A 14,608-nucleotide genomic window follows, 5' to 3' on the forward strand; every position below is an offset into this window, starting at 1 on the left:
CCACACGTTAGGTGTGATCGACTGTTTTTTCGTATTAAAGTACTTCTTTTCAAATTATAGAATTACATTTCAGCCTTCGGTTGCTTTACCGCTTTGGCCCCTCTGAGTACCCGCAGGGATAACAGGAAACAGATCGCCAGAACGGCTGCTGCTGAAACATAAGGATAGTTAATATTCACATCGAACAGTGCTCCAGCTACGATTGGACCTGCGATATTCCCCAAACTGGTATACGCCGAGTTCAGTCCGGCTACAAAGCCCTGTTGTTCTTGTGCCAGTTTGGACATCTGTGTACTGATCGCCGGACGTAAAATATCCATACCCAGAAAGACGATAAACGTTACGACAAGAATCATCCAGTACGTACTTACAAACAAGGTCAACAGTACAAATACGGCTACAAATAACAGACAGACCGATATAACCATTTTTTCACCAAACCGATTGAGTAACCAACCGATCAGGGATACTTGCACAACCGCACCCGCGATCGAACCAAATGTAATGATAAATGCAATGTCTTTGGTCGTGAAACCAAACTTGTGATCCACAAATAGTGAAAATACCGTCTCATAGTTCGCCAGACCAAATGCCATAACAAACACGATGATCAAACTAAAAAAGTATGGTTCACGGTATGAATTCAGCAATTGGGATACCATACCTGGAGCTTTGACCTTCGTTAAGCCAGGGATAGGTTTACTTTGTTCTCCTGTGCTTCGCGTAGATTCAGGCAAGATAATCAATGTAATGATGGATGCCAGCAAACCGGCAACCCCAGCGGCGTAGAACGGAATTCGAATGCCAAAGTCCGCAATGTACCCGCCAATTCCCGGACCGATGATAAATCCGGTTGTAATCGCTGCATTAATCAAGCCCATACCTTTGCCACGTTCTTCCTCTGTTGTAATATCCGCAGTGTATGCCATAACTGCCGGGAAGATCATCGCCGCACCAATACCGCCTAACATCCGGGCTGCGAAGAGCAAGACTGGTGCATTGACCGCACCAAACATAAACTCCGATACGGCAAAGATCAGCATGCCGCCAACGATAATTTTTTTACGTCCCCACGTATCCGACCAACGACCCGCAAGCGGGGAGAACAGAAACTGGGTGAAGGAAAATGCCGCTACAAGCAATCCAACCGTGAATCCGGTGATATGCAGTAGATCCATATACGCAGGCATGATCGGCACAACCAGACCAATACCTGTAAAAACAAGAAAAATATTAAACATTAACAGCAGCAGTGCGCCCCTGTTCCGTGTAAGTAATGCCATGATTCCATCCTCCGTAGTTGTCAAAATGTTGCTTAATCTTTATCTTTTGCAATCCCATGTAAGAATACACTGGCGGCCTGGCGGTATAACGCAAGAGCCTGATCTGGCTCCATGCCCCGTGACATCTGACTAAGACCAATAATGGTACTTTCCAATATGAGCGCGAGATTATCTACATTGTCTGCTTTGAACTCACCGCTCTCAATGCCTTGCTCTATCATTTGTTTATTAAATTGAATATGCCGCTCAAACATTAAGGAGATCCGCTCCTCAATATCATTTTCTTTCTTTTCCCCTGTGAAGAACTCATCAGCTGCCTTCGTCAGCGGGTGATTCATATCATCCAGCACTAATTGTTCCGCCAAGCCGTAAATCTTCTCCGTAGAGGTGCGGTAGAGATGTTCTTTGGCCGCCCAGCTCTCTTCCCACTCCCGATCCCACTCATCGATTAGATAGAGGAACAGACCTTCCTTACTTTTAAAATGGTAATATATATTGCCTTTGCTGCTGCCCGTCGCAGCTACAATATCCTCGATGGACGTTGCTTTATAACCTTTTTGTACAAAAAGGGCTTTGGAAGCATCCGCAAGTTTCTTCTTGGTCTGCTCGGTTTGAAGTTGCTTTTTATTCATATTCATTCCATTTCACTCCGTCCCATACATACTGAACATTCGTTCTGTATTTTAACAGATACATCGAATATAAGCAATCAAAAAGGAGAGTTGGCACATAGGCCAACTCTCCCTCCACAATCATTTCACTTTTTTACCTTTACCATGCAATATTTTCAGTTGACCATTCTCATAACCCAATTGATACTCGACCCGATATTGCGATAGTATATATTCCCCATCCTTGCGTTCATTTGCTGTAATCATTGCCTTCACTTCCATCTCGTCATCGCCTTTATTGACTGAGGACACCTCACTGATGGTCACTTCACTTGTATTCAGATATCCTTCTCTGAACTTGGCATATGTTGTAGCACTCTGCCACTCGCTTCCGAGCAGTGCATAAGCGGTGACATAATCACTCAGATTAAGGCTTGTATAAAAGTCCGTTACAATTCCTTCTGCTTGCAATGTCTTAGTGGCTGAACCCAAGTTAGTATCTCCAGCCGTCCGTACCGACGTTGTGCCAGAAGGATTTTTGGACCACGCCTGCACCTGCTTGAGCACACTAGTCATAGGGATACTGAATCCTATTCCCCCTTCCTGTTCCACGACCGCCGAATTAATGCCGATCACTTCACCAGTCTCCGCACTAATGAGTGGTCCACCACTGTTGCCATGTGTTATTGGTGCAGAAATCTGATAGAGGTTACTATAGATGTAAGGCGCTATTTCAAAGCTACGCCCCAATCCACTGATGATTCCGGTTGTTACGGTGTTCTCTAGCCCAAGTGGACTACCCAATGCCAGAATCTCGTCTCCGGTCTCAGCTTTGGATTTGGCGATGATTAACGGCTTAATTTTTTTCAAATCAGGAACCCTGACTACAGCTACGTCTGTTTCATCCCCAATACCAATAACCGTCCCCTTGTATTCCTCATGGTTCAAGGTCCGAATAGTTACTTCATTCGCCCCCTCCACCACATGCGCATTGGTCACGACATCTCCCTGATCATTGTAGATAAAACCGGAGCCCAATCCGCTGCTACTCTCGATCGTTACCACTTTCTTCTGGCTTTCTTCTATAATCTGTTTGCGTGTCTTCTTCACAGGTTGCTTGGAGGCAGTCGTCGCTGCCGCATTTTCCGTTTCCTTAGCGGCAACAACTGCCAGTCTGGGCCCATCCTGCAACTGATCTGCTGAATGCTGGTGTATCCAGAACACGCCTCCTGCTCCAGCACCAATGATAATAGCACTGGATATGATCGTACTCCATGTTCGTTTGGCCATTCCAACCTGTCCCCCTATTCGAGATACCACGTTGCATTCACAACAGAGATTTCCGCTTCCTCGTACACACCATAATAATAGGTTTCAAAGAAACCTTCTTCACCTACATCCAGCCAGCTTGGATACACATCTGCATAAGTTTGGCCCAGGTATACACCGTCTATATCATAAATATCAATCAAAACTGTAACGGAAGAGATCGGACGAGTTGCATTATTGATCAATGAACCGCTAATATAAAGATCCCCGTACATATCAAGCGTCGCATCAACGTTCACGACACTTACTGCCGCCGTTCGATTCATCAGATCTTCTTCTGCAGCCTGTTGCTCCGCCAATTGAATGCGATCCGCTTCCGCTTTTTCAAATGCCTTTTTTTCACTGAGCACCCGTTCACGATACGAAGTCAGTTTTTCATTTTCCGGAGCATAGGACAATCCCTGGTCGACCGTTTGTAAAGCAGTTGTGAAATTCTTTTGCTTTACTTGCTGTTCCGCCTCTTTATAACTTATGCTTGCGAGCTTGTCGACAATTTGCTTCTCTACCGTCTCAGCTTCCTTGCCTTTCAAGTTTGATACGGTATCCAGCTTCTCAGCTAGTGCCTCAATTGTTGTCAAACTGTCGATTTCCTTTTTCACCTTCAATACGGCCAGCGTTACCTTTCTGTTGTTGAATGCGGCACGCACTTTGGCAAAAACAGGTTCTTCCCGCTCCATCAACGCTTTGGCTACAGCTTGAATGGTCTTGTCTCCTGCGGACAGCTTTCCTGTCTTCAGACTTATGGATGCCTCATCCAACTGATTCATCAGATTGAACGCTTTCGCCGTAATTTGCCGATCCTGTATAAGTGCATCATAGTTCGGTCGTTTCGTTAGAGCGCTGTCCAGCAGCTGAAGAGCCTCTTTATATTTCCCCTCTAGTGCAGCTTGTTCCGCCTGTTGATGCAGAGTTTTCACCTCCGCATTAATACTCATCTCCTGCTTGTAGTAGAACGTTAGTAAAGCCCCCATCACGGCTGCAAGTAGCAGTGGAATGATCCAACTAAATGCGCGGCCTTGACTGGTGTTGCTCTGTCTGGGTGCAGGCTGTTGCTGCCGGGATAATAATTCGGCTGTTTCTTCTGTTCTTTTTTCCAAACCCACGGCTGTTTCCGCCCAGATCTGTTCCTCTGTGGAGCTTGCATCTTTCAGTTTTGTGTTACACTTTCTGCACGTACTATCCCCAGGACTACTTTTGGTCCCACATATGTGACAATACATCCTAATCCCTCCATCAAAAAGAAACGTATGTATACTTACCTTCTAACTTTTTAGTACATCAGCTTTAGGCATCTTTCGATACTTAGTGTCAACAGGAATCGACACTTATCATATAGCAAAAAGGTAAAATACACCATATGTAATCCGGATAAATTCTGTGCGTGTTTCCATAAACGAAAAAGGAGATACCGACACGCGGTATCTCCTCCTGTTCAGCCCTGCTGTCCTGCGCGCACCCGGATGTTGCCCAGTTCGTTGGCATTGATCGCGAATGCATTACCGCCCTGTCCAACCGAAGCTTTGGCTGACTGTCGTGCTTGGAATTTCAAACGGCTTTTGTCCACGTCCACCCGGTTAACTTGTTTTGCTTTCTTTTTGCGTGTACTCATTATTCATCCCCCTCCCTACTTCTCTTCTCTGCTGCCAGACTAACGTCTGCGAGAAGAACGGCGACCTTTCTGTTTCAGAATCTGCACGTTAACTGCATTACTTGCAAGTACGTTACCTGAGTCAGCATAGCCCTTCGCCGTTTGGTGAATCTGGATTACGATATATTGCTTTTTACCAATACGATAGCGATAACTTTTCACGTTTGAACGAATCATGGTCATCTCCCTGTGATCGTTTTTAACAAGCTCGGGTTATCCTATTCATGTCCATGTCCATGGGGATGTGTGAATGCATACTTCCGATAATAAATGGATGAAGAAAAGATGCAAAAAACCTTCCTATTATACTATAGGAAGGTTCTACTTATTTTCATTTTGTCACGCCGAAGGAAAAGCGCTTAGATCCATATAGGAGACTTCCCACAGATGATCATCCAGATCCTGAAAACTCCATCCATACATGAATCCATGATCCTGTGGTTCGTTGGATGGCTTCGCTCCTGCATCAAGGGCAGCTTGTACAATCGAATCTACCTGCTCACGGCTATCTACAGACAGGGCAACGATGACTTCGGTTGTATCAGCAGCATTGGAGATTTTTTTCGAGATGAAGGATTGGAAACGTTCCTCCACCAAAAGCATGGCATAAATATTTTCCCCAATGATCATACAAGTAGCAGACTCGTCCGTAAAATTGGCGTCAAACTCAAACCCCACCTTGGTAAAAAACTCAACCGATTTCTTCAAATCTTGAACAGGTAAATTGACAAAAATCTGCTTAGCACGAATAGCCACCATCGATCACCTCGAACTCATAGAATAGATTCCACCTCAAAATAACACCTCGCGAATACGCTGTCAATTGAATATAATGGAGACATTCCAACTTGTGAGGTGACACGGATGTTGCTCCGTATTGTTCGAAGTAATTAGTCGTCGGGCTGGGTCAAAACGCGTACCAGCTATCAAGGGATACGTCTGCCCATTTGATCCTATTAGACCATTTACACTAGAACGATTTGGCACAACTCTCTTGTCCTGTTCAAACAAACTCACATTGGAGGAATATGAAAATGAAAAACAAAATAGATTACGCTGACTTTTATGAACGAGTAGGCCGGACGAATGGCTGGAACTTCAGCTCCATGAACGTTGTCTCGGAGAAAATCGGATGGAACTTCTATAAGGAAGTTGTTCGCCATACGCGATCGTCCGATCTGTTGCTGGATATTGGAACAGGTGGCGGAGAAGCTATTCTATCCATTGCGGAAGATGCCTTATTACTGGTGGGAATTGATCTCGCTCAAGGAATGATTGAAACCGCACAGCATAATCTTCTGACTGCGGGAGCTCATCCCAATGTACGCTTTCTGCATATGGACGCAGAGAAACTGGTATTTCCAGATTACTTCTTTGATGTGGTATCCTCCAGACACTCCGGATTCTCTGCTTCAGAAGTATTCAGGGTTCTTGCTGATGGCGGGATATTTCTAACCCAGCAGGTCAGCGAACACGATAAATCCAACATTTCAGAAGCTTTTGGCCGTGGACAGAGCCTTGGCATTCAACCTGGTACATTGATGGAACGGTACAAACATGAACTTCAAAAAGCAGGTTTCCATGACATTCAGGCCAGTGAATATAATGTGGTGGAGCATTACGCTACACCCGAAGATTTGATGTTTCTCCTAACCCATGCACCCATCATTCCTGATTTCGGAAAGGTAGACACTGACTTCGAGCGATTCCAGCAGTCTGTGAAAGAAAATCACGACGAGAAGGGCATTCGTACCAACTCGGCACGCTTCATGATCACTGCAAGGAAATAAATGATAAAATGAAACCAAAAAAGGCCCGGTCACATGTGAGAACGATAACATGGTGACCGGGTCTTTAAATTATGCTTGCGAAGCTATATATTAAATCGGAGTTACTGCGTAATCTCCAACTTTTCCAAAAAAGGCTTTAATTTATCCACGACATAGTGGCTTCCACCTCGGCCGTTCACCTCTTCAATTACAGCTGATAACAGGAAGGTCGGAGAATCAGTATCAAATACTACGAAAAATCCGTTTTCCTGCCCCTTCTCTCCCTTCTTCGCTTTCAGCTCCGCTGTTCCCGTCTTGCCCGCGAGTCCTCCAGGAATTGAATTCAAGGTGTGGGCGGTGCCTCCCTGCCGGGAAACAACTTCTCCCAAAGCATCCTTAACCGTATGTGCGGCTTCCGGAGTAATAATTACCTCAGGGTTAGTGCTTTCTTTTCCCTCGATCAGAACAGGTTTCACCAGCTTCCCTTCATTAATAAAAGGTGTAAATGACGCTGCAAGATGAATCGGGGACATTAACATTTCCCCTTGCCCGTAAGACGTATCAGCGAGTAATACCTCAGACGACAGATCCAGATGTGCTTCATTGGCATATTGGCTTGGCTTCAGATACATTTCATCCAGTCCAAAGTTATCACCAAAACCAAACTTCTGAATCCCATCAATAAACTTGGCGCTGCCCATCTCGATCGCTTCCATGGCAAAGTAAATATTGTCCGAGTACACCAAAGCATCGACCATGTTAACCGGGGATAAACTCTTCACACGCTTGACATAATAGCCGCCCCAACTATCGTCTTTACGCCATTGCAAGCCAGAGATATCATGTGTTTTGTCCGCTGTGGTCACCTTCTCCATCAGTCCCGCTGCGGCTGTAATTGCTTTGAAGGTTGATCCTGGTGCGTATCGGGTAGTGACTCGGTTGATAAAAGGAAGCTTCTCATTCGCCGAATAAGCATCCCATTCTGCCTGAGTAAGTCCTGTGACCATTTTGTTCGGGTTATAGGAAGGTGCACTGACCAACGCCAGCAGGTTGCCGTCCGTCGGATTCATTAGAACCATTGCACCTGCGTCTCCACCACTGGATAATGTCTGATACAATTTCTTTTGCTGTTTGGAGCTAATCGTCAGCTGAACATTCTGTCCATCTACAGCATCCTTGCGAATAAGCTCAGAACGGGAGTTACCGGATTCATCCGTGATTTCGATCAGACCACCACGTTCACCACGCAGCTGTTTCTCCATGGACTGCTCCAAACCCGCTTTGCCGATCCAATCCTCTGCGCGATAATACCCTTCCGTATCCTTATCCAGATCTTCCTTGGTGGCTTTACGCACGTAACCAATCAGGTGCGCAGCCGCATCACCGAGTGGATAATAACGGATTTCCTTGCTTTGCATCGTAACCCCGCTTAAAGATTCTGGCACGTCAAACTCCTCCGTTGAACCAATCGGGACAAAATACTCCGGCTTCACCCATGTCTGCGCAAGCGCCTTATGAATGGCATCTTCCGAAACCTGATAATGGCTCGCGATTCGAGCAATCATCTGGTCCGGGTTATCACCAAGTTTCTCAGGTACAATGCCCCATTCATTCATCGTGCCCTTGGTAGCGAGTGGCAAACCATCACGATCTACAATGTCTCCACGATCCGGGAACAGCGTCCTCACTCGTACCTTACTGCCCTTAACCATGTCATTCAGGATCAGCGAAGGCTGCCAGTTAATTTGCCAGTTTTTGCTGCCGTCCTCAAGCTCCTGCCGGACCAGTTTTAATGTATGCGTCTCACTGACTTCTCCCAAAAAAGTTGTCAGTTGCAGATTATAATCCACCTCATACGTATCCGGGTTTTGTTTATCTGTATCGGTCTTACTGCCATCGGAAGCCGTTTCGGCAACATCCACAGGCTTAACCTCCGCCTTGACGGTGGATACTTCCATACCCGAATAGATCGCATTGTATTTCTCAACAAATTGTTCCTTGTTCATGCCCGACTCTTGCAGCGAAGCAGGTGTCATCAAGGTGTACAACTGGTCAAACTCTTTTTTTTGCAGATGCTCTATGTACTGATTCACGGTAGTCTGGGGCTTGGCCTCTGCTTCTTTGTTATTTTGCATGTATAGATACATTCCGATTCCACCTGCAAACAAGATGGGCAGCAGTCCGTACATTAATTTACGTTTGGATTTCATGGTTACATCACCTCTAATATACACTATAGATTTCCAGAGCCATTTAAACAATGAAACAAATCTGACGAATTTATCATTAAAAATAGCCGAAAGCTCACATAATATGTTTAAATAAGGAGAGTGAGATTACATACTAAAGCTTTTTTGCTATGCAAAAGGCTGAAAAGGAGCCCGATGATGGAAATCAGCTATTTTTTACTCCCCAAAGCCGAAGTGGCCTATATCAAGTCTACCGCTTCCATGAAAGATGCTATTGAGCAATTGGAATCGCAACACTACACCGCCATTCCCGTGATTGACCAGGATGGAAAATATGTTGCTACCCTGTCCGAAGGCGATTTGTTATGGAAAATGCGAAATACACCCGGATTGACTTTTGATACGATGGATCAGGTTCAAGTCCATGAGATTAACAATCGGGTATATAATGAATGTGTATTCATTGAGGCTGAAATGGAGGATATGCTGACACTTGCAGCAGACCAAAATTTTGTGCCTGTGGTGGATGTCGATCGTGTCTTCCTCGGTATTATCCGTCGTAAGGATATTATTGAATACTATACGCGTAACATTTCGGATTAAATGAAGTGGAACATCCTGTAATAAGTAATAAACGAATATTCAACTCGAAAGGGTACTCCTGTGGTCATGTTTGGCCAAACCGGGGTACCCTTTTTGTTTCATGGTATGGTCGGAATCAATCTAGGTACGCTTGGCGCGCTCTTCCTTATAATAGTTCAATACGTCCCTTGGGCTTCCCTGGAATGCCCGCTCTTTGCCGAACTCATACGCCTGATGCAGATACGAATACGCCTCGTCATGCTGTTCAAGTCTCATGCAGATCATGCCGAGATCGATCAACGGACTCGTACTTCTATCCGAACTCCGCGTACTTAACGATTTCTCAGCCCACGGCTTCGCCAGTTCATACTGCTTCAGATCGATATGTGCATTCGCATGACAGGATGCGATCCAGCTTGCAATCTCCCATTCCATCTTAGGCTCGGGCAACATGCCCCAGGCCTGATCATAATAGATAAGTGCTTGTTCATGTTGTTGCGTCTCATCCAGCACATTACCGGCTTCTACCGTTTCTACAATTTGTCGCTCCAGTTCGGCATGTTCCGGTGTCAGATCTTTCATTGCACCGTCTCCTCCTCCAGGACGAAATACCACTCCAGAAAAGCATTGAAATCAGCCCACTGCGGCTCACTCTCACCATTAAGAAACCGTTCAATCGATTCGCCCAGTTCCACCAGCACCACTTCTCCCGTCTGACGGTTGTAGAAAAATCCACCTTCACCTTCAAAACTGTCCAGTGGAATATACGCCTCGGGAAGTCCCAGTGTAAGCTGTGCTACATTCATGTCTTCCATATATACGGTGTTCTCCATAAACCAGCAGATCTGATACAACTCCTGATGCCTGCTGTAAAAAGTCGGTCCATCCTCTGCATGTAAATAAAATTGTGCGAAATCCGACTGAAGATCGATCTCCAGCTTTTGCAATGCTTCTTCGTATGCTGCTGGAACATCTTCATGCCACCAGCCTTGCTCCTGGCAATGATCAATCACTTTATTGGATAACATCGTAGACCTCCTAATTCAATTTTGCTTATAATACCTGTTCAAAAAGAGTGGTTTTCAGTACCGAGAAGATGGGATGAAGCTAGAAATGGAGTAGCGGAGCGTAGGGATAACTACGTGAGCAACGGACATTTCGGCTGAATTCCATATTCGATGCTGATGATGCCCCCAGGCATCCTTAGTAATCAAAAGCGGACTTTTTGAACAACCCCTTATAGTGATTTTACGGGTATCCAGATTTGGGGAGGTGTGCCGTGACCTCTATACACTTCAAGTTCCGGAATCCCTGCATGCTTATATGAAGTGGAAGGAAACCACTCTGTCATAATATGGTGCCACAACCGTTGTATCGCCTCCGGCTTTAATTCATCCGCTTCAAATACAACCCAATGGGACGCGGGAAGTTCGATGGACACCAAACCTTCAGGCACTTCACCAGAGTGAGAGGTAGCAATCCAGTACTCCATTTGATTGTCCTGCAGCTCTCTCTGATCTACACAGATGCCCACCAGACCGGGAATAGCTCCGTTATTGAACCCGTTTAAACGTTCCTCAACTCCGTCTGCCAAAGCATCCTGCCACATCTTAGGAATTTCTCTTAAATTCTCACCATCCACACAAGAGAACGTTCGTTTGATGCCCACAAAGGTAAGGGACTGTTGTTCGATCACATGTTCATTCACATTCATTAGATGGACTCCTCTCCGAGAGCGATACGGGGCACGGTTCTCCATGACCCATTCATGAAAACATTGTTCCATACATAATATATACCTCCGATATGTCCTACCGATACTGTATCAAAAGAGTAAGTAGATTGGAAATAGTGCCAGTACTCCTGTTCATATGAAAGTAGCAGGAACAGAAGTAGACGTGCGATTCATGACTTAAAAGAATACTTGCCTACCGTTCGTTCCTGCTCGATGTTTTGGGAGATAGACATACTGGGTTCTTCCCGTCCTTCATTGCCTTATTCTGGTGCAACTTTATTCTTACTCGTTCGTCTAAATACTGACCAACAACTAAGGAGATGACTATGCGAATAACTTGCAGCCCCGGTTTCCCAGGAAGCATGATTGGATCGATTGATCTTCAGCCATCGAAGTATTACACCCCACCTTCCAGTAACAGCCAGATTACAGATCATGTTGATCCCGAACTCGTTACCATTCCCTATGTGGAAGATCCGGAATTCGGATCACACTTTGACAACATGAAGGTCATGAACGGAACTTATAAAGATGAAATGCATGTGAGCTATGATGTGGAGTTTACGATTGATGTGGACAAAAAAGGTTACATTACGCAATTTGAGCATACGTTCCAGCTGGAACGTTATCTGGATCTGGTTCGCACACAGTCCTATAGAGTGATCAAGACAAACTGGCGCGGACAAACATTTCACGTGATGACATACAGTTACCTGGAGGAAGTCATTCATCCGAAAAATGTTCTTTTTAAATGTAACAATGCCGAGGATGTCTTCGTCGTGGCTGAACTTATGCCCCATCGTGTTGGTGGCATTGTGGTACAGCCCAATAATCTTTATCTGCATTTCCGTGCATTAATCTCGGCACGAGATGATCTGTACCCATTAGATTATATGTGTGAGCCTGATTTCGACCTGAGTCTCGACTAAAAAGTAGATACATATGTAGAAAGAGCATAAGCTGTCCCGAATCAGCGGGGTAGCCTGTGCTCTTTTTTTCACAGATGAATCACCAACTGCCTAATTTCCCCCCTCCTTCATACGCTCGGCCTTATCTTCCCATGTCTGGCTCTAAGCAAAACCAGCTGTAATGTCGATGAATATACCATAATGCTGTACATGCATATGTTCTTTGTACGTTCAGATATGAGAGGGGTTGGAAACATGGTTTACCGGAAAAATAAAATGCATTCGTTGTTCGCTCTGCCCTTGGCAGGCCTGCTGTTTCTGTTATGGGGTGCTCAAGCTGCACATGCGGAACAGGTCGACAGTTTGTTGCCTGAGCGAAGTCAGCAGGAGATCGTTCAAAAGTGGAATCAGTGGATGAATGGCAATGATACATCTCCCCTGTATACAGAGACACCTTCGACAAGTGCTCCCTACTCTGCTGGTGTGGTAAGTGACGCCTATCTGGAACAAGGGCTGAACGCAGCCAACTTTTATCGTTTTATCACGGGGCTACAGGGCGATCTTGTCCTTGATCCTACCTTGAATCGTCAAGCCCAGCATGGGGCTGTTGTGGTCTCCACGGGTGGATACCTGTCCCATTATCCAGAGCAGCCAGGAGATATGCCAAAGGATTTCTTTGACACCGGTTCAAAGTCTGCCAGCAGCTCCAATCTGTACGTTACCAGCAGTGCCAAGAATAACGTCCTGACAAAAAGCATACAGGCCTACATGAATGATTCAGACGCCTCCAATATTGATCGACTCGGTCATCGGCGCTGGATTTTGAGCCCACAACTGCAACGAATCGGTTTTGGACTCGCCACTCGTAGTGAAGCAGGCAAGACATATGATCAGTACTATAGTGCCATGCAGGTATTTGATAAAAGCAGAACTGGTGGAACTTCGTTCAACTACAGCCTGTTCCCGAATCAGGGCGCATTTCCAATCGAAGCCTTTGGCAGTACACAGGCCTGGTCTGTTCAACTGAATACAGATGTATTCGCGAAACCATCACTATCTGAGGTACAGGTCGAGATGACTCGGACTTCCGATCAACGTACGTGGACCTTTAATGCCAAGAATCAGAACAGTGGCTTTCCAACCGGTGATTACAACGTGGACCCTGCGGATAAACAATGGTTTAATCAAGCCTATTTCAATGTAGAGACAGGTGGATATGGATATGGCTACGCCATCATCTTCCGTCCGGACGATGTGCAATTGTTAAAGAACGGCGATACGTTCAACATTCGAATTACAGGTCTGCAAAAGAAAAATGGTACAGCAGCGGAGATCTCATACTCCACACGTTTCTTCCATGTTGACGGTCTTCAAGATGCCACTCTTACCCGTATAACGCCAGGACAACCAAACCTGAACGTTCGAGCAGGAGAACAGATTGATCTACCTTCAATCACTGCAGTGAATGATAACGGAACATCCTATGTTCCACAATCTAACGTTTCCTTCACCACGACGTCAGATCGCATTGCCATCAAGGATGGAAAAATAGTCGGACTTCAGGTCGGTAAAGCCGAAATCCGGATTCGTTTTGAAGGGAAAGAAGCGGTTGTCTCTGTTACGGTAACGGGAATTCCCCAATTAAGTGATATCCGCACACATTGGGCGAAAGATGCCATTCAATGGGCCGTTCAACAGGAGATGGTCAGTGGATACGAGGATGGAACGTTCAAACCCAACAATCAGGTGAGTGAAGCCGAATTCCTCTCCATGTTGTTTAAGCTGTATGCGAATTCCCATGTCATTCAGAGCATCGATGCTGCAGAGGGACAAGCTATCAAAGGAAACATCTGGAGTGATCGTTATTATACCTATGCTTCCGCGTTGAATCTGAATCTGGATGCCAGCAAACAGAATCCGAAGATACGCAATCATGCCTTGAACCGAACAGAAGTAGCCGTAATCGTGTCGGGGCTTGGCGGTAAAAATTATACCCAGGATGACGATGCCATCCGGTATCTGCTGAACATGGGATACTCTTCAGGCAAAACAGCAGCTACGGTGCAAGGTTATGCGGGACAAGAATCCTTGACCCGGGCAGAGGCCGTTGTTTTTCTCCAGAACCTGAAAGAAAAAGGCTTCGAACTATGGAGCAGACCAAAGAATGCCACTGAAGCTACCGAGAATGAAAAGAACGGCGGACTGCCGGATCAGACCATGAAAGCTGTATATTCTGCCGATCACACGCTGGTCCTTCAAGGTACGTTCCCGGCGTATGCCAACCAGACGATGCCGATCAAAATCCATGGTCCTTCGCCTGCTGTAGAGCATATCCAAACGCAGCAGGTTACAACAGATGCTTATGGCAATTTTAAAGTCACGGTAAGTAACCTTGATGCGAAGGAACTTAACCTCTATGTGGACGTACGCGAAGATTATTCCTACTGGATCAGTGTAGAGGCGGGGCGAACTGCGATAAGTGATTATACCGAGTAACATGTAAAAACCAGCTTAGGAATTCTACATTGAATTCCCAGCTGGTTTGTTTGTTATG

15 protein-coding genes are annotated in these 14,608 nt (G+C 45.6%); 4 read left to right on the forward strand and 11 right to left on the reverse strand.

Going from position 1 to position 14,608, the window contains the following annotated elements; all coding sequences use genetic code 11:
• Window positions 1–62: 62 nt before the first annotated feature.
• The 7 genes from NSQ38_RS00555 to NSQ38_RS00585 all read right to left on the reverse strand — a co-directional run bounded on the left by NSQ38_RS00555 (window position 63) and on the right by NSQ38_RS00585 (window position 5,627).
• Complete coding sequence (locus NSQ38_RS00555; protein ID WP_036668281.1) at window positions 63–1,283, reverse strand: MFS transporter; 1,221 nt, start codon at window positions 1,281–1,283, stop codon at window positions 63–65.
• Window positions 1,284–1,315: 32 nt separating this feature from the next.
• Complete coding sequence (locus NSQ38_RS00560) at window positions 1,316–1,915, reverse strand: TetR family transcriptional regulator C-terminal domain-containing protein (RefSeq protein WP_310342720.1); 600 nt, start codon at window positions 1,913–1,915, stop codon at window positions 1,316–1,318.
• A 120-nt stretch (window positions 1,916–2,035) separates the two neighbouring features.
• On the reverse strand, window positions 2,036–3,184 hold the full coding sequence (locus tag NSQ38_RS00565) for a trypsin-like peptidase domain-containing protein (RefSeq protein ID WP_338591000.1): 1,149 nt from the start codon (window positions 3,182–3,184) through the stop codon (window positions 2,036–2,038).
• 14 nt (window positions 3,185–3,198) lie between these two features.
• Window positions 3,199–4,326 carry an FxLYD domain-containing protein gene (locus NSQ38_RS00570; RefSeq protein WP_339786173.1) on the reverse strand — a complete coding sequence of 376 codons (1,128 nt, stop codon included), beginning with the start codon at window positions 4,324–4,326 and terminating at the stop codon, window positions 3,199–3,201.
• A gap of 329 nt (window positions 4,327–4,655) precedes the next feature.
• Entirely contained in the window at window positions 4,656–4,832 is a 177-nt protein-coding gene (locus NSQ38_RS00575) for a hypothetical protein (protein WP_190945045.1), read from the reverse strand.
• Between the two features lie 39 nt (window positions 4,833–4,871).
• Window positions 4,872–5,048, reverse strand: coding sequence for a hypothetical protein (locus tag NSQ38_RS00580; RefSeq protein WP_339786176.1), 177 nt, complete (start codon window positions 5,046–5,048; stop codon window positions 4,872–4,874).
• Between the two features lie 162 nt (window positions 5,049–5,210).
• On the reverse strand, window positions 5,211–5,627 hold the full coding sequence (locus tag NSQ38_RS00585) for a VOC family protein (protein ID WP_091038947.1): 417 nt from the start codon (window positions 5,625–5,627) through the stop codon (window positions 5,211–5,213).
• Window positions 5,628–5,905: 278 nt separating this feature from the next.
• Between NSQ38_RS00585 and NSQ38_RS00590 the strand changes: the two genes are divergently transcribed.
• Window positions 5,906–6,661: a class I SAM-dependent methyltransferase gene (locus NSQ38_RS00590; RefSeq protein ID WP_339786177.1), complete on the forward strand. Its 756-nt coding sequence runs from the start codon at window positions 5,906–5,908 to the stop codon at window positions 6,659–6,661.
• Between the two features lie 101 nt (window positions 6,662–6,762).
• Here NSQ38_RS00590 and NSQ38_RS00595 read toward each other — a convergent pair whose 3' ends face one another.
• The gene (locus NSQ38_RS00595) at window positions 6,763–8,850 is read right to left on the reverse strand and encodes a penicillin-binding transpeptidase domain-containing protein (RefSeq protein WP_339786180.1); all 2,088 of its coding nucleotides are present in this window, start codon (window positions 8,848–8,850) and stop codon (window positions 6,763–6,765) included.
• 177 nt (window positions 8,851–9,027) lie between these two features.
• On the opposite strand from NSQ38_RS00595, the gene NSQ38_RS00600 reads away from it, so the two are divergent.
• Window positions 9,028–9,432, forward strand: coding sequence for a CBS domain-containing protein (locus NSQ38_RS00600; RefSeq protein WP_047840578.1), 405 nt, complete (start codon window positions 9,028–9,030; stop codon window positions 9,430–9,432).
• A gap of 120 nt (window positions 9,433–9,552) precedes the next feature.
• Here NSQ38_RS00600 and NSQ38_RS00605 read toward each other — a convergent pair whose 3' ends face one another.
• From NSQ38_RS00605 to NSQ38_RS00615, 3 genes are all read right to left on the reverse strand, one after another.
• Entirely contained in the window at window positions 9,553–9,993 is a 441-nt protein-coding gene (locus tag NSQ38_RS00605; RefSeq protein ID WP_339786183.1) for a hypothetical protein, read from the reverse strand.
• The gene (locus NSQ38_RS00610; RefSeq protein ID WP_076217251.1) at window positions 9,990–10,439 is read right to left on the reverse strand and encodes a hypothetical protein; all 450 of its coding nucleotides are present in this window, start codon (window positions 10,437–10,439) and stop codon (window positions 9,990–9,992) included. The genes NSQ38_RS00605 and NSQ38_RS00610 overlap by 4 nt, the downstream gene beginning before the upstream one ends.
• 209 nt (window positions 10,440–10,648) lie before the next feature.
• The gene (locus NSQ38_RS00615) at window positions 10,649–11,125 is read right to left on the reverse strand and encodes a GyrI-like domain-containing protein (RefSeq protein ID WP_339786186.1); all 477 of its coding nucleotides are present in this window, start codon (window positions 11,123–11,125) and stop codon (window positions 10,649–10,651) included.
• A 347-nt stretch (window positions 11,126–11,472) separates the two neighbouring features.
• Between NSQ38_RS00615 and NSQ38_RS00620 the strand changes: the two genes are divergently transcribed.
• A complete protein-coding gene (locus tag NSQ38_RS00620; RefSeq protein ID WP_339786189.1) occupies window positions 11,473–12,075 on the forward strand; it encodes a hypothetical protein in 603 nt (200 codons plus the stop codon).
• A gap of 234 nt (window positions 12,076–12,309) precedes the next feature.
• Window positions 12,310–14,550 (forward strand): S-layer homology domain-containing protein, encoded by a 2,241-nt coding sequence (locus tag NSQ38_RS00625; RefSeq protein ID WP_339786192.1) that lies wholly within the window; start codon window positions 12,310–12,312, stop codon window positions 14,548–14,550.
• The last annotated feature ends 58 nt before the right edge of the window (window positions 14,551–14,608 follow it).

Source organism: Paenibacillus sp. FSL R7-0313, from assembly GCF_037969885.1.
In the GTDB taxonomy this organism is placed as follows: domain Bacteria; phylum Bacillota; class Bacilli; order Paenibacillales; family Paenibacillaceae; genus Paenibacillus.

Excerpts from the sequence above, each read along its gene's own strand:
- NSQ38_RS00555 (WP_036668281.1), bottom strand. The coding sequence starts at position 1,283 with ATGGCATTACTTACACGGAACAGGGGCGCACTGCTGCTGTTAATGTTT.
- NSQ38_RS00560 (WP_310342720.1), bottom strand. The coding sequence starts at position 1,915 with ATGAATAAAAAGCAACTTCAAACCGAGCAGACCAAGAAGAAACTTGCG.
- NSQ38_RS00565 (WP_338591000.1), bottom strand. The coding sequence starts at position 3,184 with ATGGCCAAACGAACATGGAGTACGATCATATCCAGTGCTATTATCATT.
- NSQ38_RS00575 (WP_190945045.1), bottom strand. The coding sequence starts at position 4,832 with ATGAGTACACGCAAAAAGAAAGCAAAACAAGTTAACCGGGTGGACGTG.
- NSQ38_RS00580 (WP_339786176.1), bottom strand. The coding sequence starts at position 5,048 with ATGATTCGTTCAAACGTGAAAAGTTATCGCTATCGTATTGGTAAAAAG.
- NSQ38_RS00590 (WP_339786177.1), top strand. The coding sequence starts at position 5,906 with ATGAAAAACAAAATAGATTACGCTGACTTTTATGAACGAGTAGGCCGG.
- NSQ38_RS00595 (WP_339786180.1), bottom strand. The coding sequence starts at position 8,850 with ATGAAATCCAAACGTAAATTAATGTACGGACTGCTGCCCATCTTGTTT.
- NSQ38_RS00600 (WP_047840578.1), top strand. The coding sequence starts at position 9,028 with ATGGAAATCAGCTATTTTTTACTCCCCAAAGCCGAAGTGGCCTATATC.
- NSQ38_RS00605 (WP_339786183.1), bottom strand. The coding sequence starts at position 9,993 with ATGAAAGATCTGACACCGGAACATGCCGAACTGGAGCGACAAATTGTA.
- NSQ38_RS00610 (WP_076217251.1), bottom strand. The coding sequence starts at position 10,439 with ATGTTATCCAATAAAGTGATTGATCATTGCCAGGAGCAAGGCTGGTGG.
- NSQ38_RS00615 (WP_339786186.1), bottom strand. The coding sequence starts at position 11,125 with ATGAATGTGAATGAACATGTGATCGAACAACAGTCCCTTACCTTTGTG.
- NSQ38_RS00620 (WP_339786189.1), top strand. The coding sequence starts at position 11,473 with ATGCGAATAACTTGCAGCCCCGGTTTCCCAGGAAGCATGATTGGATCG.
- NSQ38_RS00625 (WP_339786192.1), top strand. The coding sequence starts at position 12,310 with ATGGTTTACCGGAAAAATAAAATGCATTCGTTGTTCGCTCTGCCCTTG.